At 36.0% G+C, this 25,566-nt stretch carries 24 protein-coding genes; 15 read left to right on the top strand and 9 right to left on the bottom strand.

The window, feature by feature from the left end; genetic code table 11:
- Positions 1 to 103: 103 nt before the first annotated feature.
- The 5 genes from HNP36_RS06030 (at position 104) to HNP36_RS06010 (ending at position 4,569) form a co-directional block, all read left to right on the top strand.
- Positions 104 to 673, top strand: a complete 570-nt coding sequence (locus HNP36_RS06030; protein ID WP_184159410.1) for a hypothetical protein — start codon at positions 104 to 106, stop codon at positions 671 to 673.
- Between the two features lie 25 nt (positions 674 to 698).
- Positions 699 to 1,421, top strand: a complete 723-nt coding sequence (kdsB, locus tag HNP36_RS06025; RefSeq protein ID WP_184159412.1) for a 3-deoxy-manno-octulosonate cytidylyltransferase — start codon at positions 699 to 701, stop codon at positions 1,419 to 1,421.
- Positions 1,422 to 1,512: 91 nt separating this feature from the next.
- Entirely contained in the window at positions 1,513 to 2,175 is a 663-nt protein-coding gene (locus tag HNP36_RS06020; protein ID WP_184159414.1) for a histidine kinase, read from the top strand.
- Positions 2,176 to 2,217: 42 nt separating this feature from the next.
- A complete protein-coding gene (locus HNP36_RS06015; RefSeq protein ID WP_184159416.1) occupies positions 2,218 to 2,793 on the top strand; it encodes a glutathione peroxidase in 576 nt (191 codons plus the stop codon).
- 354 nt (positions 2,794 to 3,147) lie between these two features.
- Positions 3,148 to 4,569, top strand: a complete 1,422-nt coding sequence (locus HNP36_RS06010) for a T9SS type A sorting domain-containing protein (RefSeq protein WP_184159418.1) — start codon at positions 3,148 to 3,150, stop codon at positions 4,567 to 4,569.
- Positions 4,570 to 4,680: 111 nt separating this feature from the next.
- Here the strand turns inward: HNP36_RS06010 and HNP36_RS06005 are convergent, their stop codons facing one another.
- On the bottom strand, positions 4,681 to 5,343 hold the full coding sequence (locus tag HNP36_RS06005; RefSeq protein WP_184159420.1) for an NAD(P)H-binding protein: 663 nt from the start codon (positions 5,341 to 5,343) through the stop codon (positions 4,681 to 4,683).
- Between the two features lie 112 nt (positions 5,344 to 5,455).
- Between HNP36_RS06005 and HNP36_RS06000 the strand changes: the two genes are divergently transcribed.
- Positions 5,456 to 5,809 (top strand): MmcQ/YjbR family DNA-binding protein, encoded by a 354-nt coding sequence (locus tag HNP36_RS06000; RefSeq protein ID WP_184159422.1) that lies wholly within the window; start codon positions 5,456 to 5,458, stop codon positions 5,807 to 5,809.
- On the opposite strand, the gene HNP36_RS05995 is transcribed toward HNP36_RS06000, so the two are convergent.
- Positions 5,806 to 6,726 (bottom strand): bifunctional riboflavin kinase/FAD synthetase, encoded by a 921-nt coding sequence (locus HNP36_RS05995; protein WP_184159424.1) that lies wholly within the window; start codon positions 6,724 to 6,726, stop codon positions 5,806 to 5,808. The two genes, HNP36_RS06000 and HNP36_RS05995, sit on opposite strands and share 4 nt — an antisense overlap.
- Before the next feature lie 205 nt (positions 6,727 to 6,931).
- Between HNP36_RS05995 and atpD the strand changes: the two genes are divergently transcribed.
- From atpD to HNP36_RS05980, 3 genes are all read left to right on the top strand, one after another.
- Positions 6,932 to 8,440, top strand: a complete 1,509-nt coding sequence (atpD, locus tag HNP36_RS05990) for a F0F1 ATP synthase subunit beta (RefSeq protein ID WP_184159426.1) — start codon at positions 6,932 to 6,934, stop codon at positions 8,438 to 8,440.
- An 83-nt stretch (positions 8,441 to 8,523) separates the two neighbouring features.
- Positions 8,524 to 8,805, top strand: coding sequence for a FoF1 ATP synthase subunit delta/epsilon (locus HNP36_RS05985; RefSeq protein WP_184159427.1), 282 nt, complete (start codon positions 8,524 to 8,526; stop codon positions 8,803 to 8,805).
- A gap of 81 nt (positions 8,806 to 8,886) precedes the next feature.
- Positions 8,887 to 9,705, top strand: a complete 819-nt coding sequence (locus tag HNP36_RS05980) for a hypothetical protein (RefSeq protein ID WP_184159429.1) — start codon at positions 8,887 to 8,889, stop codon at positions 9,703 to 9,705.
- Here the strand turns inward: HNP36_RS05980 and HNP36_RS05975 are convergent, their stop codons facing one another.
- On the bottom strand, positions 9,706 to 11,895 hold the full coding sequence (locus tag HNP36_RS05975) for a B12-binding domain-containing radical SAM protein (RefSeq protein ID WP_184159431.1): 2,190 nt from the start codon (positions 11,893 to 11,895) through the stop codon (positions 9,706 to 9,708).
- A 177-nt stretch (positions 11,896 to 12,072) separates the two neighbouring features.
- On the opposite strand from HNP36_RS05975, the gene HNP36_RS05970 reads away from it, so the two are divergent.
- The 3 genes from HNP36_RS05970 to HNP36_RS05960 all read left to right on the top strand — a co-directional run bounded on the left by HNP36_RS05970 (position 12,073) and on the right by HNP36_RS05960 (position 13,953).
- Complete coding sequence (locus tag HNP36_RS05970; RefSeq protein ID WP_184159433.1) at positions 12,073 to 12,660, top strand: Crp/Fnr family transcriptional regulator; 588 nt, start codon at positions 12,073 to 12,075, stop codon at positions 12,658 to 12,660.
- 130 nt (positions 12,661 to 12,790) lie between these two features.
- A complete protein-coding gene (locus HNP36_RS05965; protein ID WP_184159435.1) occupies positions 12,791 to 13,441 on the top strand; it encodes an NADPH-dependent F420 reductase in 651 nt (216 codons plus the stop codon).
- An 8-nt stretch (positions 13,442 to 13,449) separates the two neighbouring features.
- Positions 13,450 to 13,953 (top strand): YybH family protein, encoded by a 504-nt coding sequence (locus HNP36_RS05960; RefSeq protein WP_184159437.1) that lies wholly within the window; start codon positions 13,450 to 13,452, stop codon positions 13,951 to 13,953.
- An 18-nt stretch (positions 13,954 to 13,971) separates the two neighbouring features.
- Here the strand turns inward: HNP36_RS05960 and HNP36_RS05955 are convergent, their stop codons facing one another.
- The 3 genes from HNP36_RS05955 to HNP36_RS05945 form a co-directional block, all read right to left on the bottom strand.
- The gene (locus tag HNP36_RS05955; RefSeq protein WP_184159439.1) at positions 13,972 to 14,874 is read right to left on the bottom strand and encodes a DMT family transporter; all 903 of its coding nucleotides are present in this window, start codon (positions 14,872 to 14,874) and stop codon (positions 13,972 to 13,974) included.
- Between the two features lie 75 nt (positions 14,875 to 14,949).
- Entirely contained in the window at positions 14,950 to 16,221 is a 1,272-nt protein-coding gene (locus HNP36_RS05950) for an aminotransferase class I/II-fold pyridoxal phosphate-dependent enzyme (protein WP_184162224.1), read from the bottom strand.
- A gap of 82 nt (positions 16,222 to 16,303) precedes the next feature.
- On the bottom strand, positions 16,304 to 17,341 hold the full coding sequence (locus HNP36_RS05945; protein WP_184159441.1) for a PLP-dependent cysteine synthase family protein: 1,038 nt from the start codon (positions 17,339 to 17,341) through the stop codon (positions 16,304 to 16,306).
- A 222-nt stretch (positions 17,342 to 17,563) separates the two neighbouring features.
- Here HNP36_RS05945 and HNP36_RS05940 point away from each other — a divergent pair, with 222 nt between their 5' ends.
- A complete protein-coding gene (locus HNP36_RS05940; RefSeq protein WP_184159443.1) occupies positions 17,564 to 21,049 on the top strand; it encodes a DUF2723 domain-containing protein in 3,486 nt (1,161 codons plus the stop codon).
- A gap of 126 nt (positions 21,050 to 21,175) precedes the next feature.
- A complete protein-coding gene (locus HNP36_RS05935; protein WP_184159445.1) occupies positions 21,176 to 21,703 on the top strand; it encodes a DUF1697 domain-containing protein in 528 nt (175 codons plus the stop codon).
- Between the two features lie 62 nt (positions 21,704 to 21,765).
- Here the strand turns inward: HNP36_RS05935 and budA are convergent, their stop codons facing one another.
- The 3 genes from budA to HNP36_RS05920 form a co-directional block, all read right to left on the bottom strand.
- The gene (gene budA / locus HNP36_RS05930; RefSeq protein ID WP_228456267.1) at positions 21,766 to 22,599 is read right to left on the bottom strand and encodes an acetolactate decarboxylase; all 834 of its coding nucleotides are present in this window, start codon (positions 22,597 to 22,599) and stop codon (positions 21,766 to 21,768) included.
- Positions 22,600 to 22,602: 3 nt separating this feature from the next.
- The gene (locus tag HNP36_RS05925; RefSeq protein ID WP_184159447.1) at positions 22,603 to 23,385 is read right to left on the bottom strand and encodes an SDR family NAD(P)-dependent oxidoreductase; all 783 of its coding nucleotides are present in this window, start codon (positions 23,383 to 23,385) and stop codon (positions 22,603 to 22,605) included.
- Between the two features lie 70 nt (positions 23,386 to 23,455).
- Positions 23,456 to 24,358 (bottom strand): helix-turn-helix domain-containing protein, encoded by a 903-nt coding sequence (locus tag HNP36_RS05920; RefSeq protein ID WP_184159449.1) that lies wholly within the window; start codon positions 24,356 to 24,358, stop codon positions 23,456 to 23,458.
- 381 nt (positions 24,359 to 24,739) lie between these two features.
- Between HNP36_RS05920 and kdsA the strand changes: the two genes are divergently transcribed.
- Positions 24,740 to 25,549, top strand: a complete 810-nt coding sequence (gene kdsA / locus HNP36_RS05915) for a 3-deoxy-8-phosphooctulonate synthase (protein WP_184159451.1) — start codon at positions 24,740 to 24,742, stop codon at positions 25,547 to 25,549.
- Positions 25,550 to 25,566: the final 17 nt, after the last annotated feature.

The raw sequence follows: 25,566 nt of genomic DNA, 5'->3' as shown, positions 1-25,566 counted from the left end.
GACACGTTTTCACAAACACTTAGTATTAGCAGTGTCACGCTGAGCGGAGTCGAAGCGTTTTTAAAAGGATATAAACAAAGTGAATCTTCCCGGAAAGCCTTTTATGGAAACCAAATTACTAAGTTATTCAACCTTAGGAATTTTCATTTTGGTTATTCTGAGTGTCTGGCTTTCAGGAACAAATTCTCACCGGTCTTTATTCCAAAACTCTATAGTATCAACTTCGATTTTAGCAGTCACTTTTTTCCTTTTTATAAGCTTGGGATTGTATTATGGTCTGAAATTAAAAGAAAATGTCGGAAGTGTATTAAATAAACAAAAATTAAAAAGCTATTCTGATAATGCTCCCACAGTTGGTAGTTTCGATTTTGATCCTCCCGTTATTGGTGATAGCATAGCAGCTGCCATATTATCTGTTGTTTTATGGTTTGTGTTTACGATTGTTTTTGTATTTCTTTTATACTTTTTAGGATTTTTGTTTTGGGCAGCCATTTTATTTTTTACGGCGATGTTATATTGGATTTTTTTCCGAGCTTTACGTCTGGTATTTAAAAATTCGAGACATTGTAAAGGAAATCTGCTAAAAAGTTTATCTTTTGGACTTTTTTATTCATTTCTGTATGTCTCTTGGATCTATGGAATTATCTTTTTAACGAATTATCTAAACTCATAATTCATAACTTATATCTTAATTATAAATGAAAATCATAGCCGTCATTCCTGCCCGTTACGAAGCAAGCCGTTTTCCTGCAAAACTTATGCAGATATTAGGTGAAAAAACAGTCATTACTACAACCTATCAGAATGTTGTGGAAACAGGGCTGTTCGATGAAGTATTTGTTGCAACGGATTCAGAAATTATTTTTGATGAAATTGTAAACAACGGAGGAAAAGCAGTAATGACCGGGCAGCATGAAACCGGCAGTGACCGTATTGCTGAGGCCGTGCAGAATATCGACTGTGATATTGTAATCAATGTACAGGGAGATGAGCCTTTCCTTAAATTAGAACCTTTACAACAACTGATCGAAGTTTTCCAAGAAGACGATAATCAGGAAATTTCACTGGCCTCATTAAAAATAAAACTGACAGAAAAAGAAGAAATTGAAAATCCGAATAATGTAAAAGTAATTACGGACAACAATGGTTTTGCCCTTTACTTCAGCCGTTCTGTAATTCCTTTCCACAGGGAAATTTCTTATGATGTAAACTATTTCAAGCACATCGGAGTATATGCATTCAGAAAACATGCACTGCTTCAGTTCTCCAAACTGGAAATGAAACCTCTTGAAATATCGGAGAAAATAGAATGTATCCGTTACCTGGAGTACGGAATGAAGATTAAGTTAATAGAAACAAACTTTATCGGAGTAGGGATTGACACCCCGGAAGATCTTGAAAAAGCCAGAAAATTAATCTGAAGTATAATCGGTAACAAATAAGTCAGTTCACCTTGTACTTTCTTTGCTTTTTAGCCCAATTCCCCTTATATTTGAAATATAAATAAGATTAATGAAGAAAATACTTTTAGTATTCGTACTGATACTTTCGCAGTTGTCCTTTGCACAGACCGCAAAAGAAATTATAGAAAAAAATATAGAGCTATCAGGAGGATTAACGAATTGGAAGCTCTTAAATTCAGTATTGCTGCAGGGAAAAGTAATTTTAGGGATTAAAGATGAATATCCTATAAAAATCTACCAGCAGCGTCCCAATCTTACTAAAACAGTAATTACTATTAACGGAAAAGAAACAGCAATAGAAGGTTATGACGGTACTAAAGGCTATGCAATGAACTATGCAGCCAATAAAATTCAGGTTTATGCTGATTATGTACCGGAAAGTTTTGACAACGATTTTATCGACTGGGAAAGCAAAGGCTTTGATGCCAAATATCTGGGAAAAGAAAAAGTGGGCGAAATCTACTGCCACAAGGTGGAACTTACCAAAAATGTAAATAAGAATATTTATTATTTTGATGTGAAAACGTATATGCTTTTAAGAGAAGTTAAAAAAGATGAAACGTTGACATACGCTGATTATAAAAAAGTTGGAAATCTTTCAATGCCCTTCAGAATTGAATCTTCAAGTACTAAAAAAGATGGAGACTTCGTTATGATCCTGAACAGAATAGATGTTAATAAGGTTTTTCCTGCCAATACATTTAAATTTTAATTACATTTTTTAACGGCAAACTGCCAAATAAAATTTATAGGAATGAAAAAGGTTTTCTTATTGCTGCTTTCTTTTGTAGCATTTTTACAGAGTTGTACCAACCAGAAAAGTGAAATTTCTCAAGCTAAAACCAAAGAACTTATGGGAAAAACAATATATGATTTCAAAGTGGAAAGCCTTGATGGCAAAGAAATCAATTTTGCAGATTTTAAAGGAAAAAAAATCCTTATTGTCAATACAGCATCAGAATGTGGATTTACACCGCAGTATGCAGATCTGGAAAAAGTGTACGAAGAATATAAAGACAAACTTGTGATTATAGGTTTTCCTGCCAACAACTTCGGAGGCCAGGAGCCCGGAACCAATACCGAGATCGGAGCTTTTTGCCAGAAAAATTATGGAGTAACTTTTCCTTTGGCTGCTAAAGTTTCTGTGAAAGGAGATGATACAGCACCAATCTTTAAATATTTGACAGAAAAAGACCTGAACGGAGTAAAGAACACTACAATCCTGTGGAATTTCACAAAATTCCTGCTTGATGAAAACGGTAAATTAATAGATACCTTCGTAAGTACTACAAAGCCTACGGATGAAGCTATTACAAAGTATCTGAAATAAAAACTTAAAAATGATTTATATAAAGTGGATTTTTTCCACTTTTTTATGCAAATATCCTAAAAATTAGAAGGATCAAAAGCAGTTTTAAAATGATCTAAAATTGTTATTAATCTAATATGTGCGTTTAAATTGAAAATTTCAATAAATTTTTAAATTTTTGGTTGATAAATTTATTATTTTAATAGTAAGAAGATGTTTTTTTGTGTAATTGATAATAAATATTGAATTTTAGTATTTATTTGAGGTTAAATTGAATACTTTTGAGGAATATATAAAACCGAAGTATATCATATTTTTTTAAAAATAATGTTGATATTCTTTTCGGAAATTCAGAAAAATATTTAAACACATATCATGAAAAAATTTTTTATTTCTTTTACTTTAATTACTGCTTTTTATCTTAATGCACAGACAGTTACTGCTGACAGTTCTTTTGGTTCTAATGGTTTTTCAGTTTTAAGTAATCAGACAGATGGAGACTCTGTAATAAGTTCCGTTGTTCAGCCGGATGGTAAAGTAATTATTTCGGGGCAGAGAATTAATGGGGCTAATAGTCATGAAGTTTTTATTTCAAGGTTAAATGCTGATGGTACAACTGATACAACATTTGCCAATAATGGATATTTTACATCTTTTCAGTATCCAGATGCTTATGTGGCCAATCTTTATTTGATGGGTAATAAAATTTTAATTTTTTATCCTGCCCAAAATACCCTGATCAAACTGAATCCTGACGGAACTTTGGATAGTTCCTTTGGTGTAAATGGAGTTTTTACAATAGCATCAGGTACAAATTACAGCAATGGAAGCGTACTACTTTCAAACTATTTATATATTGGCAAAACTGAAAACTCACAAGGTGTTTTACAGAAAATTGACGTGACGGCAGGCAATATTGTTTCAACAGCAAATATTCCAGGAATTAGCAATATATATGGGGTCTATAATGGTCCCGGAGGTAAATTATTAGTGAAATCAATCAACAATCAGACATATACTACATATCTTACACTTCTTAATACTGATGGAACTATTGATTCAACATTTGGAACCAATGGAACAATTAACACAGCTTCTTTTTCTTCATTAGCTGATTACGAAAATTCTTACGATTATGTAACCTTAGATGATGCAGGCAATATAATTCATGGTATATCCAATGAAAATTCCTTTACCACTTCTGTTAAAAAGTATACCCCTGCAGGTAGTGTAATGACTACTTTTGCGAATAATGGGACTTATCAGCTTGCAAACACAATCATATCCGGTTTAAAAACTTTTTCAAACCAAATTTATCTGAGTGGAGCAAGTATAGATGGAAGCATAAATATAATGGTAGCAAGGCTGAACCCGAATGGAACTCCTGACAATTCCTTTAATAACAATGGTATTTTTGTTGGCAACACCAATGCTTACCAGGAATGGGCGGAAAGTTTTAATGTAATTTCTCCAACAACTTTTTTTGTTGCAGGAGAAATAAATAATGGTACCAATAATAATATTTATGCTGCAAAATTTAATCTGCTGCCAACTTTATCAACAACCGAAGCTCATCTTTCAAATTCAGTCTTTTTTGAAAATCCGGTAAAATCAAATGTTATTTTTCAGGCTAATGAGAAAATAAATAAAATTGAAATTTATTCTGCAGATGGTAAACATTTGAGAACAATAAAAGAAAATGATACCAATGTTTCTGATCTTCCAAAAGGAATATACATTGCAAAAACAGAATTACAAAACGGAAAAGTTGTAGTTAAAAAACTTATAAAACAATAAAGTTATTATTATCCGGAAATTTTAAAATTATAAGATAATGCCCATTCAGGTATGATTTTATAACATAACAGATTTACATACATAAGAGCAGGGTCAAAGTTTTATAGTCTATTACTTTGACTCATTGCTTTTCTCCGCAAAACAAAAAATATTTCCCAGCTTAATACTGGAATAACCATTACTCTTTATTTTGGAAGAATTAATCATAGCTTTGGCTAAAACATCTGTAGGCAAGGGTTTCTGACTTTCCAGAAGTCCCAGTTTATTGGCAAACTTAATAATCCTGCTTCCCAGCACTTCTCCTGTTCTTTCAGAATCTTTTCTTTCAAGCATTCCCGGTTTAAAAATGGTAATTTTATTGAAATGAAGTTGCTTTACAGCCTCTTCCAGTTCACCTTTCATTTTAGAATAAAAAATTTTAGATTTAGGATTGGCCCCGTAAGCTGAAACAAGAATATAATCTTCCACTTCATTTTCTTTAGCGGCTTTGGCAAATTCATATTGATAATTAAAATCTACTTTTCTCTGCGCTTCTTTGCTTCCGGCGTCTTTCAGAGTCGTTCCTAAGCAGGAGAAAGCAATATCGCCCTTCACTTTGTCTTTCCACTCTTCAGGTTTTTCAAAATCAACGACATGAACTTTCAGCTTATCATTCTGAATATCGACAGGCTTTCTTACAAAGATATCGACTTCCTCAAACTCTTTGTCGTTCAGTAGCTGCTTTACCAGATCTTTTCCTGTAGCGCCTGTAGCGCCGATAATCAAAGCTTTCATAATAACTGTAATTTGCGTGGATCGTATTTTCTTTCTTAAATTTACTAAATTTGGAGGAATAATTAAAAGATTTTATTCAAATTATCTCATTTTCAAATTTTCAAATTGCCCTATGGATGCTAACGAAATTCTAGACTATTGTCTTGCCAAAAAAGGAGTTACGGAAACTTTTCCTTTTGATAACGAAACCCTTGTTATGAAAGTAGGGACAAAAATGTTCCTGTTGCTGCCCTTGGAGAAGCAGCCGTTAAATATAAATGTGAAAACAGATCCTGAATGGAGTGCAGAACTTCGTGAACAGCATCCACAGATCACAGGAGCATTCCATATGAATAAAACCCACTGGAATTCCGTAATGGTAGACGGTTTAAAAAGAGATTTGATCTTTAAATTAATAGATCAGTCTTATGAACTGGTATTTAATTCTTTAACGAAAAAAGCGAAAGAGGAAATTATAAACAGTTAAAATTGAAATTCTTGAGTAAGCCTTTTATCTTCATCCAGTCTTTCGATAAGCTTTTCAATACCTTCGAATTTAATTTCGTCATGAAGAAAATCCCTGAACCTTACCGTGATTTTTTCGTCGTAAATATCACCTTCAAAGTCAAGGATATAAACTTCAACGGTTAATTTTTCTCCGTTCACGGTAGGATTGGTACCAACGCTGAGCATTCCTTTATACTGTTGTCCTTTTACTTCGGTTTCTACAATATAAGCGCCTTTTTTAGGAAGAAGTTTAATAGATTCAGTATCAATATTGGCCGTAGGATAACCGATTGTTCTTCCGATCTTTTTTCCATGAACAACAGTTCCGGAAACAGAGTAGGAGTAACCAAGCATTTCATTGGCCTCTTTAATATTTCCTGCAAGAAGGGCATTACGTACTTTAGTAGAGCTGATATTGTTTTCATGGATATTAATAGCCTCCATTTGTTCAACCACAAAACCCAGTTCCTTGGAAAGTTTCTGAAGAAGTTCAAAATTTCCGCTCTTATTTTTTCCGAAAGAATGATCATAGCCTATAATAAGGTATTTTACATTCAGCTTATCAATCAGGATCTGGCGTACAAATTCTTCTCCCGTAAGATTTCTGAACTCTTCATCAAACTCTTTCAGAAATAAATGATTGATGCCGTATTTCTCGATCAGCTGTTTTTTTTCTTCCAGTGTATTGAGAAGCTTAAGATCTTCATTCGGATTGAAAACAAAACGCGGATGAGGCCAGAAAGTGAGTATAGCTGTTTCCAGATTATTCTCTGTTCCTACATTAATCAGTTCATCGATAATACTTTTGTGTCCCAGATGCACTCCGTCAAACATTCCTAAAGATAATGCTAAAGGCTTTTGAGAGGAATAATCTTTAAAATTCTTGAAAACTTTCAAAACGGAAAAAAATTTGACTGCAAATATAAAGATAATGTACCAATGTACCAATTTAACGGTTTACCAAATATTTATGGTCAATAGCATTGTTATATTGCTAAACTGATACTTTGGTACATTAACAAAAAGTATGATAAAAATCTTTTTTTTAGCAATTGTGGGTTTATGAAGAATCATTATATTTGCACCAAGAAAAAATTTAGCAATGGCAAACCAAATTAAAGGTAAAATTTCTCAAATTATTGGTCCGGTAATCGACGTTGTCTTCACAGATGTGGAAGCAGTTCCAAGTATTTATGACGCGTTAGAAATTACAAAAGGAAACGGTGAAAAAGTAGTCTTGGAAGTAGAGCAGCATATTGGTGAAGATACAGTAAGATGTATCGCAATGGATGCTACAGACGGTCTTCAAAGAGGTCAGGAAGTAATTGGATACGGAAATCCTATTACAATGCCAATCGGTGAAGCTGTAAACGGAAGACTATTCAACGTTGTTGGGGATGCTATCGACGGACTTCAAAATATTTCTAAAGAAGGTGGTCTGCCAATTCACAGACCAGCTCCAAAATTTGATCAACTTTCAACTTCTGCAGAAGTTTTATTTACAGGTATTAAAGTAATCGACCTTATCGAGCCTTACGCAAAAGGAGGTAAGATCGGATTGTTCGGTGGTGCCGGTGTAGGTAAAACAGTATTGATCCAGGAGTTGATTAACAATATTGCAAAAGGACACGGAGGTCTTTCAGTTTTCGCCGGAGTAGGTGAAAGAACGAGAGAAGGAAATGACCTTTTGAGAGAGATGCTTGAATCAGGAATTATCAAGTATGGTGATGATTTCATGCACTCTATGGAAAACGGAGGTTGGGATCTTTCCAAAGTAGATTTGGAAGCTATGAAAGATTCCAAAGCTGCATTCGTTTTCGGACAGATGAACGAGCCGCCAGGTGCAAGAGCGAGAGTAGCACTTTCAGGTCTTACATTGGCTGAGTACTATAGAGACGGTGGTGAAAGCGGACAGGGAAGAGACGTACTTTTCTTCGTAGACAACATCTTCCGTTTTACACAGGCTGGTTCTGAGGTATCTGCACTTCTTGGTCGTATGCCGTCAGCGGTAGGTTACCAACCAACCCTTGCTTCTGAGATGGGTGCGATGCAGGAAAGAATTACTTCAACTAAAAACGGTTCAATTACATCAGTACAGGCGGTTTACGTACCTGCGGATGACTTAACTGACCCGGCTCCTGCAACTACATTTGCTCACTTGGATGCAACTACGGTACTAGACAGAAAGATCGCTTCATTGGGTATTTATCCAGCAGTAGATCCATTGGCTTCTACATCAAGAATCCTTGCTCCGGAAATTATCGGTGCTGAACATTATGACTGTGCTCAGAGAGTAAAAGAAATTCTTCAGAGATATAAAGCACTTCAGGATATCATCGCAATCCTTGGTATGGAAGAACTTTCTGAAGAAGATAAATCTGTAGTTTACCGTGCAAGAAAAGTTCAGAGATTCTTATCTCAGCCTTTCCACGTAGCTGAACAGTTTACAGGTATTCCTGGATCATTGGTAGATATCAAAGATACGATCAAAGGATTTAACATGATTATGGATGGTGAATTAGACCACTTGCCGGAAGCTGCTTTCAACCTGAAAGGAACTATCGAGGAAGCTATCGAAGCCGGACAAAAAATGTTAGCTGAAAACGCTTAATAAAATTTTAAATGTTAAATTTTAGATTTTAGATTGAAAAAATCATTTAAAATTTAAAATCTATAATCTATAATTCATAAAAAATGAATATAAAAATTTTAACACCAGAATACGTAGTTTTTGAAGGAGAAGTAGATTCTGTATTATTGCCTGGAAAAAATGGTGAATTTCACATCATGAAAAGCCACGCAGCAATTGTTTCTTCTTTGATCGGAGGTAAGGTAAAGCTTTTTACTTCTTCTGTAGAGGAAGCTTATGCTAAGAACTTTACCAAAGAAAATGAGAAAGACTCTGTTTTTTCTTATCCTATCAAAAGCGGTGTTGTAGAATTTAATCATGATAAAGGAATTATCCTTTGTGAATAATTAAATGAAAAGCTAAATATATTTTCAAGAAAGTGTAACTTTGGTTACACTTTTTTTTATGTTGTGTAAAAGTCTGATTGTATGAAGAAAAGCATCATCATATTCTTTACCGTTCTGGGAATTCTTTGTAATGCTCAGAATTTCAAAACCAAAAGAGGTATCATAAGTCTTGATGACGTCCATGTTGCCAAGATTTCCAGCAAATCCAGTACCTATACATTTATGGATCTGAATGATACCCCGATCTATACCATAGAATTTATAGATAAAAGCATAGTAGACTCTGTACGGGATAGTTATATAAAGCTGAACAGGGTTTACAACCGGGAAAAAACGATAGAGCTGGATTATATTTCTCCATCTGCATTTTCAGGAGAAGAAAAATCAGCGGTATACACTTCTATAAAAGGTTTGAAAATTATTGATAACAAAGGGATCAATATTAAAAGCCTGGACGAAATCTTCCAAAATATCCCGAAAAGAAAACTGGATGCCAAAACTAAAGATGCCTATACCACCAGAAGTAAAATTGATAAAATGAATATCGAAGTCAATAAAGTGGGAGAGATTATCAGTAATGGGGTTCCAGTAGGATACTTCACCAACCTTCCCGTAAGTTTCGGTTCCGAAGATACCATTGAAGACAAAAGTTTTGTAGATATTGAGATCTATGATGCCAAAAGTAAGTACATAGGAAGATATATTACCACAACAAAACAGCTGAAAACCGCTGGCGGAAAGACTTTTACCATTTACAGAGAAATGTCAGGCAGGGCTTCTCTTTTGAAATTTCCTACCTATAAAGCTATTGCTGAAAGACTTGCAATTATGGACCCGAACTTTATAAAAATACAGGATAAAGTGACGGTAGGCCCGGTTTCAAAAGAAAATCCCAATTAATTACAAACTCAGAATCACGCCATTTTCTTTAAGCTGTTGAATAGGTTTTGAAAACCAGAATAATTCAAAATCTTCAAAATTTTCTTCAAACTGATTCTTAAGTTGCTGTACTGTAACTTTTTTCGGATTTTCTATAGAATTTTCTTCCAGAATATTCATGAGCCACTCTGCTTTATCCTGTTCCAGGTCTACCTTAATAATGTTCGTTTTTAAATGGAATGTAAGAAGCGTATACGTACCAGAATATTTCTTTTTATTTTTTACACGATTCTCAGCGATTACGTTTTTAGCTAAAAAAACAACTTTTGAATTGCCTTTAAAACCGAATGGTGCATCTTCCAGAAGACAGTCATGAATATAATCCGGGTGAACTGTTGTTCTCGGAATTTTAAAATCAAACCATTCCTGAAGCGGGATTTCAAAATTGATTCCGTGCATATAATTGAAAAGGGATTTTTTTAATCCAAAACTGAATTTATTGTGATCGATTCCGGTTTTGTCTTTAAAATCGATATCATTGTTGGCAAACAGAATTTCTTCTTTCACAGGAATTACTCCGAATTCTTCAGGATTTATCCCGACAGGCGAATGGGCCGTCATAGCAAACTGATGCCAGAATCCACTCTGAAGAACTCCCATCTCAAACATCTGCCTTACCATTTCCAAAGAGTCTACAGTTTCCTGAATAGTTTGGGTAGGATAGCCATACATCAGATAAGCATGAACCATAATACCTGCTTCTGTAAAATTTCTGGTCACCTGTGCAACCTGTTCTACAGAAACACCTTTATCTATAAGCTTCAGCAAGCGGTCACTGGCAACTTCAAGTCCACCGGAAACCGCCACGCAACCTGAAAGTTTCAGCAGGTAGCATAAATCCCGGGTGAAACTTTTTTCAAAACGGATATTGGTCCACCAGGTAACAACCAGATTTCTACGAAGAATTTCCAGGGCAACTTCCCGCATCAATGCAGGTGGTGCGGCTTCATCTACAAAATGGAATCCCGTTTCGCCGGTTGTTTTGATGAGCTCTTCCATTCTGTCGACTAAAATCTTTGCAGAAATGGGTTCATAAATTTTAATGTAATCTAAGGAAATATCACAAAAAGTACATTTTCCCCAGTAGCAGCCGTGAGCCATCGTCAGTTTATTCCATCTTCCGTCACTCCATAAGCTGTGCATCGGATTGGCAATTTCAATAACGGAAATGTACTTATCTAATGGTAAATCAGTATAATCCGGTGTTCCGATATCTGCCTGTTTATAATCGTGTCTTTTGGAATTATTTTTATAGATAACTTTTTGATTATCAACTAAAAATGTTCTTTTATATTCAGTGTTTTCTTCGGAAGTACTTAAACTTTCGTAAAGTAATTCAAGAGGAAGTTCACCGTCATCAAGAGTGATAAAGTCAAAAAATTCAAAAACTCTCTTATCTTTTACTTCCCTTAATTCGGTGTTGGGAAAACCACCACCCATTGCAGTTTTAATATGGGGATAATTTTTTTTGATAAACTGGGCACATTTGAAGCCGGCATATAAATTTCCGGGAAAAGGAATGGAAAAACAGACTAATTTTGGCTGGACCTCTTCTAACTTTTCCTGAAGAATTTTCAATGTAAAACTATCAGTAAATGTTTGATTTTCAGATAATTTTGAATAAAGTTCATCAAAAGAATTGGCACTTTTCCCCAAACGTTCCGCGTATCTGCTGAAGCCAAAATCAGGATCAATATTTTCGATAATATAATCGGAGATATCCTCCAAATATAAGGTGGCAAGATGTTTTGCCTTGTCCTGAAGTCCCATGTTTCCAAAAGCAAAATCCATATCATCCAGTTGGTTGAAACGGGAAGCTTCGGGAAGGAAATTCATGCTGCAGATCTGTCTTGCCAACGTAGGATTTTTCCCCTGAAGAAAGGGAATAACCTGATCTATGGTTTTTAAATATTCTTCCCGCAGTGCATAAATCCTCTGCGAGTTTTCAGATATTTCCTGTACATTGATATTTCTGCTGAAAATTTTCTCAATTCCACGTCTTGAAAATAGTTCTAAAATAACATCAAGCCCCAGGTCAATCTGATAGCTGGAAATATTTTTAGTATTCAAAAAGCCTTTAATATAAGCTGTAGCCGGATATGGGGTATTGAGCTGGGTAAAAGGCGGGGTAATGAGAAGCAGGTCTTTCAACAGGAAATTTTTGCAAAGTTATTTTAAATTCATTTAAAAATGAAAGACTGGGCAGGAAAGTTTAGGCTTTATCTGATAAATAGAAATTTATTTTAAGCGGTGAAATGAAAATTTATTTAAAAAGCTGTATTTTTTTGATATATTGTGGAAAGTAGTTTTATAAAAAATCTGGTATAGATGTTAAAAGAAATAGATTTACTTATCAGTTATTTTAAAAGTTATGTTCCCCTTTCAAAAGAGGAGACGGAAGCACTCAAAGAGCGGATAACTGAAAGAAAAATAAAGCGGAAACAATTTATAATGCAGGAAAATGATGTGTGCCAGTACTATACATTTGTAGTTTCAGGATGTTTTAAAATGTATGGTATAGATAAGGACGGCGTAGAGCATAATCTGCAATTTGCTTCAGAAAACGACTGGATTGTAGATATTGACAGTTTTCATAATAAAAAGCCCAGCAAATTATATATTGCAGCGCTGGAAAACTCGGTTGTATTTCAGATTGAAAGAAGTGATCTCTGGTATCTTTATGTCTATTTTCCGAAATTTAACCGGAATTTCAGGGTTATCATGGAACAAAAATTTATTGAGCTTCAGAACCGGATGCTCCAAAATATCAGTGCTACAGGAGAAGAAAAATATGAGTTCTTCCTTGCACAGTACCCTCAGCTTGCTAACCGTATTTCTAATGTACAAATTGCTTCTTATCTGGGGATTACACCTCAGTTTCTCAGTAAAATCCGCGGAAAAAGAGTGAAAAAATAAAGCCGTTTACTAAACTGTATTAAGGAAGTATCTTATCAAATGTTAAGGCGTTTTCTTAAACTTGTTTGTCGTTTTCTTATTACTATCCATTGTAATTTTGTGTCAAATAAAAACATTTAAATTACATAAAATGGAAACACAGAAAAAAATAGCGGTAATTGGATTAGGAAATATAGGCAAAGCAGTTGCCAATAATTTAGTAAACAATAAGCATCAGGTAATTGTAGCAGCAAGAAATGCGGAGGAGGCAGCCAATTTTGCTGTACAATCTGGTGGATTTGCCCAAAATGCCAGTATTGAAGATGCAATTAATACTGCAGATATTATTATTCCTGCAATATGGTTTGGATCTTTTAAAGATTTCTTTAATGACAATAGAGATCTTTTACAGGGAAAAACAATTGTTGATGTTTCTAATCCTATTGCTCCTGACGGAAACGGAGGATTTAAAAAGATCATTGGAGAAAACGAATCAGCTGGAGAGCTGAATAAAGCAATCCTTCCAAAAGGAGCAAAGCTGGTAAAAGCATTTGGCACACTTGGAGCAGGAACGCTGGCATCATCTTCGAACCAAGAACCGGAAAAAGCAGTATTGTTTTATGCATCTGATGATACGGAAGTGAATGAAGATATTGAAAATGTAATCAGAAATGCAGGTTTTGAGCCTTTAAGAATAGGAGGTATAGATCAGTCGATCCGTATTGAGGTTTTTGGAGATCTTCATGAATTTGGTGCACTTGGAAAAACAGTTACTTTGGCTGAAGCGAAATCTAAATTTTAGAATAACAGATGGCTAAAATATTGATCATGATGCAGGCTTTAGCTGTATTGACAGCCTGCACCGAAAAACAGCAGAATATAAAAAATAATAATTCAACTGTAACAGTACAAAATAATACAACAATGGAAATTACAGCAAAAAAAGATATAGAAGAAACACTTTTTGCCTATGAGAAGGCTCTTAATTCTTCATCTACAGAACAGGTATTACCTTTATACACACACAACGGAATATTTATGCCCCAGGGAGGACCCTCTGCTGAAGGACAGGAACAGTTAAAAGGAGCTTATGATTTTGTTTTTAAGACCCTGCAGCTCAATGTGAAGTTTAGAATAGACGAAATTACATTAATTAATGAAAGTTATGCTATTGCACGTACTGTTTCTCAGGGAACACAAATAATTCATGCAGAACAAAAAACCACACCGGAAGAAAACCGGGAATTGTTTGTCATGCAAAAAGAAAGCGGGAAATGGAAAATAGCCAGATATATGTTTAATAAAATGAAATAAAAAATGCCTGACGGTTTGTCAGGTATTTTTTAAGGTTCTTTTTTTACTGCGTTTTGATCTTCTGCTGTCTGCAATAACATTCAGGATAACACCTAAAAGAATCAGTGTAATACCGATGAGAAGATTAAGCGTAAATCTTTCATGGAACATCAGAACACTTACCATTACTGCAACTACCGGTTCCAACGCACCTAAAATAGCGGTTGGGGTAGAGCCGATATATTTTATGGCATAAACTAAACATAGGCTGGAAATTACTGTGGTGAGAAAAGCGAAAACAATAAAATTCAAAAATACAGATACAGAAGGAATGGCGAAAGATTCACCTTCCGTAAAAGCTTTTATCATAAAAAATGCAGAAGTGAAAAGCATTGAATAGAAAGAAAGCTTGAATCCTGATACTTTAAGATGTGATTTATTCACAATAACCATGTAGAGGGCATAAAATAACGAACTCAGCATCACAATGCCAAGTCCTGCAAAATTGATCTCCAGGCTGTTTCCTTTTAAACATAGAACAATAACACCCGCAAATGCCAGTAACAGAGACATTACGGATAGTTTTGTAAGTTTTTCCTTATAAAAAAAGAACATGAGCAGAGCTACAATAACCGGGTAAATAAACAGAACGGTAGAAGCAATTCCCGGCGTGAGAAAATCATAGCCGATAAATAAGAATTCTGAAGAAAGGGCATAGCATACTCCCAGAACAGCAAGAATCAAAGCTTCTTTTTTATTGATCCTGAAGCTTTCTCCGGAGTACAGCAAATATCCACTCACCATTAAGGCTGAAAACAAAAACCTATAAAACAGAGTAATGTCTAGAGAAAACTGAGCCTGCTTTAACGGCAGGATAAAAATAGGAATCAACCCGAATGAAACGGATGACAATATGCCTAACAAATAGCCCTTGAACTTCATTTTACGTATCAATTTGAGAGGATGAATATGTAATAAAAAACCACTGAAAATTTCAGTGGTTTTTATCTTTTTTCATTAGATCGGCTTGAAACTTAAACCCTGCTCCTGCAGAAGTTTCTGTTCCTGCTCTTTATAGTAACCACTTACTAATTTATCATGAATAGCTTCAAACGCAGCTAATGTTTCATTAATTTCTGCATCCGTATGGGAAGCGGTAGGAATTAACCTTAATAGGATCATTCCCTTCGGAATAACCGGATAAACCACTACAGAGGTAAAAATTCTGTAGTTCTCTCTTAAATCTTTTACAAGAAGTGTAGCTTCTACCGGCGTTCCCTGCATCATTACCGGAGTTACGCATGTGTTGGTATCTCCAATATTGAATCCTCTTTCTTTAAGACCGTTTTGAAGTTTATAAGTATTTTCCCAAAGCTTGGCTTTAATTTCAGGTCTTGTTCTTAAAAGCTCAAGTCTTTTTAATCCTCCGATTACCATTGGCATTGTAAGAGATTTGGCAAAAATCTGAGATCTTAAGTTGAATTTTAAATATCTTATAATTTCTTTATCTCCGGCTAAGAAAGCTCCGAAACCTGCCATAGATTTGGCAAAAGTAGAGAAGTAAACATCAATCTGGTCCTGGCATCCCTGTTCTTCACCAGCTCCGGCTCCTGTTTTTCCAAGAGTACCGAATCCGTGAGCATCATCTACCAATAGTCTGAAGCTGTATTTAGATTTAAGATCACAGATCTCTTTCAATTTTCCCTGCTGACCTCTCATCCCGAAAACCCCTTCCGTAATCACAAGAATACCGCCTCCGGTTTCTTCCGCTACTTTAGTGGCTCTCTGAAGATTTTTTTCAAGGCTGGCAATATCATTGTGTCTGTAGGTAAATCTTTTTCCGGAGTGAAGTCTTACACCGTCTACGATACACGCATGAGAGTCCATATCATATACAATGACATCATTTCTGTTTACCAGAGCATCAATGGCAGAAACCATTCCTTGGTACCCGAAATTCAATAAATAGGCTGATTCTTTTTGTACAAAATCTGCCAGTTCTCTTTCCAGCTGGAGATGCTGGTCTGTTTCACCTGACATCGCTCTGGCTCCCATAGGATAGAACATTCCATATTCCGCAGCAGCTTTGGCATCAGCTTCTATCACTTCAGGGTGGTTGCATAATCCTAAATAGTCATTGGCACTCCAGAAAATAACTTCTCTTCCCTGGAACTGCATTCTTGGGCCGATGGGGCCTTCCAGTCTCGGGAAAATAAAATAACCTTCTCCGTAATCTGCAAACTGTCCAAGAGGTCCTGGATTTTCTTTTATTCTTTCAAAAATATCCAACATTTTGTATCGTAATTTTTAAGTAAAAAAGCCTTTCCTGTAAAACACAAAAGGCCTGATTTGTATCGTGGTTTATTTAAATCTATTTAATGAATTCTGTTTTGAAAACTTCATCGTAATTGTGTACGCAGTTATTTACAAAACCTTGTTCAGCCATCCATTTGTCACTGTATACCTTGGTAATATACCTTGATCCGTGATCAGGATAGATCAGTACAATAATATCATCTTTGGTCAGCTCGTGAGACTGTGCATACTGGATCAGGGCCTGTGTAACTGCTCCTGTAGTATATCCTCCCATAATTGCTTCTTTAAGGGCAATTTCACGGGTTCTGTATGCAGACATTTCATCATTTACTCTTACAAACTCATCTACCTTATCAAAAAGAAGGGCAGAAGGGATCAGGTTTTTTCCCATTCCTTCAATCTGGTAAGGATGTACATCTTCTTTATGGATTTCTCCTGTTTCGTGGTAGCTTTTCAGAATAGAACCGTCAGCATCCACTCCGATAATCTTGATATCAGGATTTTTTTCTTTCAAAAATTTACCTGAGCCGGACAATGTTCCACCTGTTCCAGTGCAGGCAAAAAGGTGTGTAATCTTACCTTCTGTCTGTTCCCAAATTTCCGGACCGGTTGTCTGGTAGTGTGCATCAATATTCAATTCGTTAAAATACTGATTGATGTAAACTGAATTTGGTGTTTCTGAAGCTATTCTTTTAGCTACTTCATAATAAGATCTGGGATCGTCTGCAGCAACATTGGCAGGGCAAATGTATACCGTAGCCCCTAATGCTTTTAAATAAGCAATTTTCTCAGGCTTGGTTTTGTCGCTTACCGCCAGAATACATTTATATCCTTTAATAATACAGACCATCGCAATAGAAAACCCGGTGTTTCCGGAAGTAGTTTCTACAACTACAGAATCTTCTTTTAATAAACCTTTCTTCTCAGCGTTTTCTATAATGTGAAGTGCTATTCTATCTTTTGTGGAATGTCCAGGATTATATGATTCTAACTTGGCATAAACGGTTGCAGGAATATCTTTTGTAACAGTATTAAGCTTCACCATAGGAGTATTTCCTATTAGGCCAAGAATATTATCGTAAACATTACTCATTATTTGTTATTTTCAATAAAAATCTGACCGCAAAAATACAAAAAAATAAATAATTACTAAACTTTTGTTTGATTTCAAGCCAGCGATTCAGTAAAATTTATTTTCTGATTTGCAATCTTAGTGGAAGTACGATCGCAAATACTACGCCAAAATTTTTAAATTTTGTTAAAAACACCATAGAATGGTATAAAAGCCTTATTTTCGCGTAATTGATTTAATACTATGAAAAATTGGACTTTTAGGCAATGGAACACCGTTTTAGGATGGGTGATTTTCGTCATTGCATTTTTCACGTACTTGTCGACCATAGAACCTAATTTCAGTTTCTGGGATTGCGGTGAGTACATTTCCTCAGCTGTAAAACTTGAAGTAACGCATGCTCCCGGAGCTGCCTTATTCCAGATTGTGGGTGCTGTGGCAGCCATTTTTGCTTTAGGAAAAGGTGAGAATTATTCTATCGTAATCAATGCAATGTCTGCATTGTTCAGTGCGCTGACGATTTTATTTTTATTCTGGACGATTACCCATTTTGTAAGACGGCTGTTAAACAAGGATTTTGATGAAGTAACAAAGCACCAGGAAATTTCCATTCTTTTTGCTGGAGCTGTAGGCGCTTTATGCTTTACTTTTTCAGATACTTTCTGGTTTTCAGCGGTAGAGGGAGAAGTATATTCCATGGCTTCCATGTTTATTGCTTTGCTTGTCTGGCTGATTACCAAATGGGAAAACGAATACCTTGCGAAAGACAACGAAAGATGGATCATCCTTATTTTCTTTGTATTAGGACTTTCTGTGGGAGTGCACATGATGTGTATGCTTGCCGTTCCGGCAGTATGTTTAGTATATTATGCAAGAAACTACAAATTTACCTGGAAGAATTTTATCTGGGCTAATGCCATCACACTGGGAATTTTGATTATTGTTTTCAAAATTATCTTCCCGCTTATCATGACGATGTTCGGAAGATTGGAAATATTCTTCGTGAACGGGCTTGGACTTCCTTTCCATTCAGGAACCATTGCTGCATTTATTTTAATGGTAGCGGCCTGCTATTTCATGATTAAATATGCAAGAAAAGCTAAAAGAAACATAATTCAGACGGCTGCATTATCCGTTGTATATATGATGATCGGTTTTTCATGCTGGATGGTAATTCCTGTGAGAGCGAATGCCAATCCTCCGATGAACCTTAACGATCCGGATACTGCTATTGGTATGCTGGATTACTATAACAGAGAGCAGTATGGTGACTGGCCAACGATTTATGGTCAAAACTACACCGCTTTCCTTGATGCCAACGGAATTGAGAAGAACGAAGACGGAAGCTTCAAGACCAAGAAGACCGGTGAGATCTATGAAAAAGATGAAAAAACCGGAACTTACAGAAAAACCGGTGACAGGTTCAATTATACATTCAGCAAATCTCAGATAAGTTTAATGCCGAGAATGTTCAATGAAGATAAAGACGTAATGGCGAACTACATTTCAATGTACGGAGCTCCGGATTTTACCTTCAATTATGCTAATGAAGATGTAGCAGATAGCCCCCAGGCCAAGCAGATTTTTGATGAATTGAGAGCCAAGTACGAAGATAAATCTATTACGGCAGCCGATTATCTGAAGGTTAAGCCTTACAATTTAATCAATGTTCAGAAGCCATCTTTGGCCCAGAATATGGATTATTTCATTACATTCCAGAACGGATATTACTTTGTAAGATACCTGATGTGGAACTTCGTAGGAAGACAGAACGATCTTGAAGGGAATATGGAAAACACAAAAGGAAACTGGATTTCCGGAATTCCTTTCATTGATAATGCTTTGCTTGGCAACCAGGATAAAATGCCTGCCAAATTCAAGAATGAAAGTACCGTAAAATTCTTCTTTTTACCTTTGATTTTAGGACTGATCGGTTTCTTTTTCCAATTGAACAGGGATTTTGGAAGATTTTATGCCCTGCTTTCGTTATTTGTTTTAACCAGTGTCGGAATCGTTTTCTATACGGGTGTAAAGCCTTTTGAGCCAAGAGAAAGGGATTATGCGATGGTAGGCTCCTTCTATGCCTTTGCTATCTGGATTGGTCTTGGGGCAGCAGCTATTTTATGGTTCATCCAGTCCAAGGTAAAATCCAACGGGGCAAATATTGCTTTGGGAGTAGTTTTATTAGGAGTTCCTTTTATGATGGGCTTCCAGAACTATAATGTACACGACAGAAGCAACAGGTATACAGCATATGATTATGCCTATTCAGTATTAAAATCACTTCCGAAGAACGATATTTTATTTGTTTACGGAGATAATGATACGTATCCTGTCTGGGCAATCCAGGAAACAGAAAGATTCAGAGATGATGTGAAGGTAGTTAACTTTACCCTTGCTTCAACTCCATGGAATCTGGATCAGGTGAAAAGAAAAACATACAATGCGGCAGGAATTCCAAGTGAGCTGACTCATGAGGATTACAGAGATGGTGTAAACGACCAGATCTACATGATGAAGAAAGAAGACTGGGAAGGCGTTTTCTCGATGTTAAAAGAACAGGGAGCCCCTGATACGGAATTCCAGGCATTCAGAAAATATCTTACACAGGATTCATTAACATTGAAAGAAGCTATTGATTTTATCAAATTCAAATCTCCTGAAAAAGATGAGCTTTTAAAAATGTACTTTGGAGAAGAAAAGTATGAGAAATACAATATTCTTCCGGTAAATAAATTCATTCTTCCTGTTAACAAAGAAAATGCTTTAAAAGCTGGAATCATCACGCAGGCAGATCTTCCGAATGTAGTTAACCAGATCATGATTACTTATAAAGGAAACACTCTTTATAAAAATAACCTGATCCTGATGGATATGCTTGCCAATTTCGACTGGAAACGTCCTGTCAACTTCTCATCAGGAGGAATTTACGACAGTGAAAATATTTTCTATCTTGATGAGTATCTTCAGTTTGATGGCTTCAGCTACAGATTGGTTCCAATCCACACTGTTCCAAATGCAGATGGAGATATGGGAAGAGTAGATGTTAATTCACTGTACAATGTTGTGAAAAACTTCAGATGGGGTAATTTCAAAGACTTAAATAGCCATTTTGATGAAACAGCTACCTCAAACATCATGAGCTACAGAATGTCAGCGAGCAGAGCAGCTTCAGCACTGGCTTTAAACGGACAGAAAGGTAAAGCAGTAGAATTGCTGGATCTTGTTTCCAAAGAAATTCCTGCTGAGAAATTTAATGATCCACGTTCACTAAGTTCTATGGTAACAGGATACATCATTGCAGGACAGGAGAAGAAAGGGCTTCAGTTGGCAGAAATCCTTAAAAAAGGTATTTTTGAAGAGTATGATTATTACCTGAGTCTTGCTCCGGCTGATCAGAATTTTGCAAGAAGACAGATGAGATCAAAACCAATGGAGTATTCCCTTGTAGTAGCAGCTGTTACAGATGCGTATAAAAAGCTGGGACAGAATGAGAAAGCATATGCTTACCTTGTGAAATCCATAGAACCGATTGATAAGAAGTTTAATACATTCATCAAAGATCTTCAGCAGATGGGCAAGGAAAAGGCAAGAAAAGAATCTGAAAAGATACAGAAAATCTCACCTTTCTACCAGTATCTGTTTGATGTGATGGAACCTTTTGATTCTACTTACTCAAAAGAAAAAGAGGAACAAATTACAACAGCAATAATTAAGGTAACACAATAAAAATGCTAATAAAAAAACGGGACTTTGGTTCCGTTTTTTTATTTGAAAATTTTAGAATTATATTTGTAATTTACAAATCAAATCGTTTCCCTACAACCTGATCTCTAACTCCTAATCCCTCAAAAAATGAAATACTGTGCTTTTCTCCGCGGCGTCAACGTAAAAGGAACCAATATGAAAATGGCCGATGTATGCCAGGTTTTTAAAGAAGCCGGAATGCAGGATGTAAGTTCGGTACTGGCATCCGGAAATATAGTGTTCTCTTCCGATAAAAAAGCGGAAGAACTAAAGAAGATTTTAGAAAAAGCAATGTCTGATCATTTTTCCTACGAAGCCTTTCTGTTTATAAAATCCCATGAAGAAACAGGAATTTTCTGGAGCAGCATTCCTTTTGAAAAAAAGGATGATATGCATATTTATGCCTTTGTAGGAAATCCCGGAGTGGAAAATATCCTGATGGCAGAATTCGAGGCAGCTTCCAAAACTGAAGATGAAAAAGCTGAAATTACCGGAGGAATATTTTACTGGCAGGTTCCCAAAGGAAATACACTGGATTCTTCTTTTGGTAAGGTTCTGGGAAAGAAAAGCCTTAAAGATCAGCTCACCAGCCGGAACATCAATACTTTTGAAAAGATTCTGAAAAAAATGAATTAAAAACAGGTTCCAAATTGCTTTAAATTTGGAACCTGTTTTTTTACTATTAAAATATATCCGGACTACTTACCCTGTTCCAAATGTTCCAGAGCGTCATTATTTTTTTGCTCAAACCGGAAATTTTGAAAATCCTTACTTTCAGGTGTCTCGAGAGTGAAACTTTTCAAAACAGCCACAGCCGCTTTTAAATTTTCACCATCAAAATCCAGAACATGCCCGCCTTGCTTTCCATCTGATGAAATGAAATGGAAATGGAAACCTTTGATATTGATACCGTTTACATATTCAGGAAGATAAAAACCAACTAAAGTACCTTCAGTATCTGAAAAATCAAAGAATTTCTGTCTGTCGGAAATTGAACTTAAAGTTGGAAAAGGCTCTTTTTCCACGGGAGGAAAAGCCCGGGTCTTTATATGGGAGAATTTCCCTGTTATTTTAATGGCATACATTGAATTCTTCCCCGGCAGAACTTTGCTTATTTCCTGTAGGGCAGAATGGTAGCCCATTTTATTTTCAATGGTAAAAATATGATCCGGTTTGAAAAATGTAACAAAAACCAAAGATGTTTTAAACTGATCTCCGGGTGTAACGGTCTGGCCCGTAGCCTTCGTCTGATATACCTGCCCGTCAAGTACCGTAAGCTCTCCGTCCAGCATATCAGGTGCCCCCAATCCAAAGTCGCCTCTTGATTTTAAATCCTTTAGAGGAAGTGTTCCTTTGTAAAGTCCGCCTATAAACGCATCTACAATTCCATGCTGATACAAATGATTGTGTTTTGCTGATTTCATTATACGATCTGTTCCTTTATTTTTGAGTGTATAACTGCTGCTATCCGTCTGCTGGGCATTGAAGTGATTACTTACTGCCCATAACATGAAGTAAAAGATATTTTTCATTGTCTATCGTTGTCCTCCAATAGCCAAACCTCCATCTACCAGAATACTTTCGCCCATGATAAAAGAGGCTGCAGGGCTGCTGAGCCATACAACCAGTTCTGCAACTTCTTCAGGAGAGGCAAAACGTCCTATCGGAGCATGTTTTCTGAATAATTCTATTGCCTCCTCAACATTTTCTCCGGGGAAAAATCTGTCAAACATGGGAGTGTGGATATATCCGGGCTGAATATTATTGATACGTATCCCTTCTGAGGCTGTTTCCAGAGTCAGTGCTCTCATTAGCCCGTCTATTGCAGCTTTGCTTGCCGAATATATTGCAGAACCGGATATTGCACCTCTGGCCAGCCATGAAGAGGTGTTGACGATTGTTCCACCGGTTCCCTGCTTTTTAAATTGCTCAATTTCGTATTTACAGGCCAGCCATACACCTTTTGTATTGATGTTCATCACTTTGTCGAATTCCTCTTCAGAAGAATTGTCAATTGTTGAAAACGTTCCTTCGATTCCGGCATTGTTGAATGCAATATCCAGCTTTCCGAAGTGTTTAACAGTTTCATTGATCAGATTCCGGACCTGATCACTTTTTGAGACATCAGTCTGAACAAAACGTACTTTATCATTTATTGAACGAAGTGTTTCTAAAGCTGCATTTCCCTGTTCATCCCTGCGGCCTGCAATAACCACCTGGGCACCATTTTTTAAAAACAGTTTTGCAGTAGCCAGCCCGATGCCTGTTGTACCTCCGGTAATGAGTACTGTTTTTCCCTGAAAATTTGAATGTGTCATAATTTGATATTTATATGACACAAAGTTCGGCTGTGCTGCTATAAAATAATTATGCAGAACAAATCAAAGGTTATGATTTGGAGAGGATTTTCTTTCTGAACTGGTTAGGAGAGTCTCCCGTCTTTTTCTTGAATGAAATAATAAAATTGGAAGAATGTTCAAAGCCCAGGCAGTAAGCGATTTCGCTGATGCTCCAATTGCTGAACTGGAGCAGGGATTTTGCTTCCCTGATGATTCGTGAGGCAATCCAGTCTGATGTTGTTTTGCCGGTTGTTTCTCTAAGGGCTTTATTAAGGTGGTTGGTATGTATATTAAGCTGTGTTGCAAATTCATTCGCATTTTTTAACAGCATTACATTTTCCGGACTAACCGGAAACTGGTTTTCCAGAAGCTCTGAAAATAATGTAGTGATGCGTTCGGAAGCATTCGAATGCTGGTCATATGTTTGAGGCAGCTGCATCTTCATCGCTTCATGCATGATGATCTGGATATAATTTCTGAGAAGGCTGTATTTATTATCATAATCCGACTGAGCTTCATTCAGCATATTTTCATACACATTTTTCAGCAGATGTATACCGGACTCATCAGGAAAAAATACATGATTTCCTCCTGCTTTAAATAAAACCGACTGGGAAAGGCTTTCGTTTTTAAGCTCAGAGCTTACAAAATCTTCGGTAAAAAGACAGAAATAGCCGGTCTGTATAGAAGAAATAGGCTCCCAGGAATAGGGAATCAAAGGATTGAGAAATACAATGGAAGGTCTGTCTATCTTTATGAATTTATCTGCATAACTTAATATTCCCGTTCCTTCACACATCATTGATATTTTATAAAAATCTCTGCGGTACACAGGCTTTAAGCTTTTGCTGCATTCAAAATCTTCTCTGCGATGCACACTGCAATGAGCTTCCTGATCATGTTCTTTTCCATGCAGAACATAAAATTCATCCAAAGTTTCTCTAGGTTTCATAGTATAAAGTTATAAAATAATAAAGGTTATTATATATTATTCTACATTAATCCATTTTGCAGATGTAGAAATTGATGATATGAATGCGAAATTTCAATATTTTCTGTTTTTTTATTTACCACAGATTTTACTGATTTGCACAGGTATTTATGTTATACTATATTGAAATTGCATAAAATTACACGCAATCATCTGTGCAAATCAGTGAAATATGTGGTTGAAAAATTTAATTGTTATAGTAATTATACACAACAGGGGTAATTATAAGCAGATGAATTATTAAAATTTCGTCATTATATTTGGAATGGTTAAAGCCTTCAAATAATTTTCGATTCTGAAACTTTATAAGTATTTTTACTGAACTTTTTAATTAAAATAAAAATGATCCAGTATTTAGATAATATTCATCACAAAGATTCAAAAAACTTTTTTCTTATTGCCGGTCCGTGCATCATTGAAGGCGAAGATATGGCATTGAGAATTGCAGAAAAAGTAATAAGCATAACAGACAAATATAATATTCCATATATCTTCAAAGGAAGCTTCAAAAAAGCAAACAGAAGCCGTGTAGATTCTTTTACAACCATTGGCGAAGAAAAATCCCTTGAAATCCTTAAAAAAGTGGGAGAGACCTTTAACATTCCTACTACAACGGACATCCACGAAAATGAGCATGCCGCGCTGGCTGCACAATACGTTGATGTGCTTCAGATCCCTGCATTTTTAGTACGCCAGACCGATCTTTTGGTGGCCGCAGCACAAACAGGAAAATGCGTAACCCTGAAAAAAGGACAGTTCCTTTCTCCGGAATCTATGAAATTCGCTGTTCAGAAGATTACAGATTCCAATAACCAGAAAGTAGCTATTATTGAGAGAGGAAACTCTTTCGGCTATACGGACCTGATTGTGGATTACAGAGGGATTCCTACCATGAGGGAATACGCGCCGGTTATTCTGGATGTTACCCATTCATTACAGCAGCCTAACCAGAGTTCAGGAGTGACAGGCGGAAGACCGGATCTTATAGAAACGGTAGCAAAGGCAGGAATTGCTGTAGGAGCAGACGGAATTTTCATTGAAACTCATCCTACACCGGAAACCGCTTTGTCAGATGGTGCCAATATGTTAAGATTAGATTTATTGGAAGATTTGTTAAAGAAATTAACAAGAATCAGAGAATCCATTTTGTAATTGTTAAAAAATCCCTA

The organism is Chryseobacterium shigense, from assembly GCF_014207845.1.
GTDB lineage: Bacteria > Bacteroidota > Bacteroidia > Flavobacteriales > Weeksellaceae > Chryseobacterium > Chryseobacterium shigense_A.
This window is presented reverse-complemented; position numbering and strand designations above follow the sequence as displayed.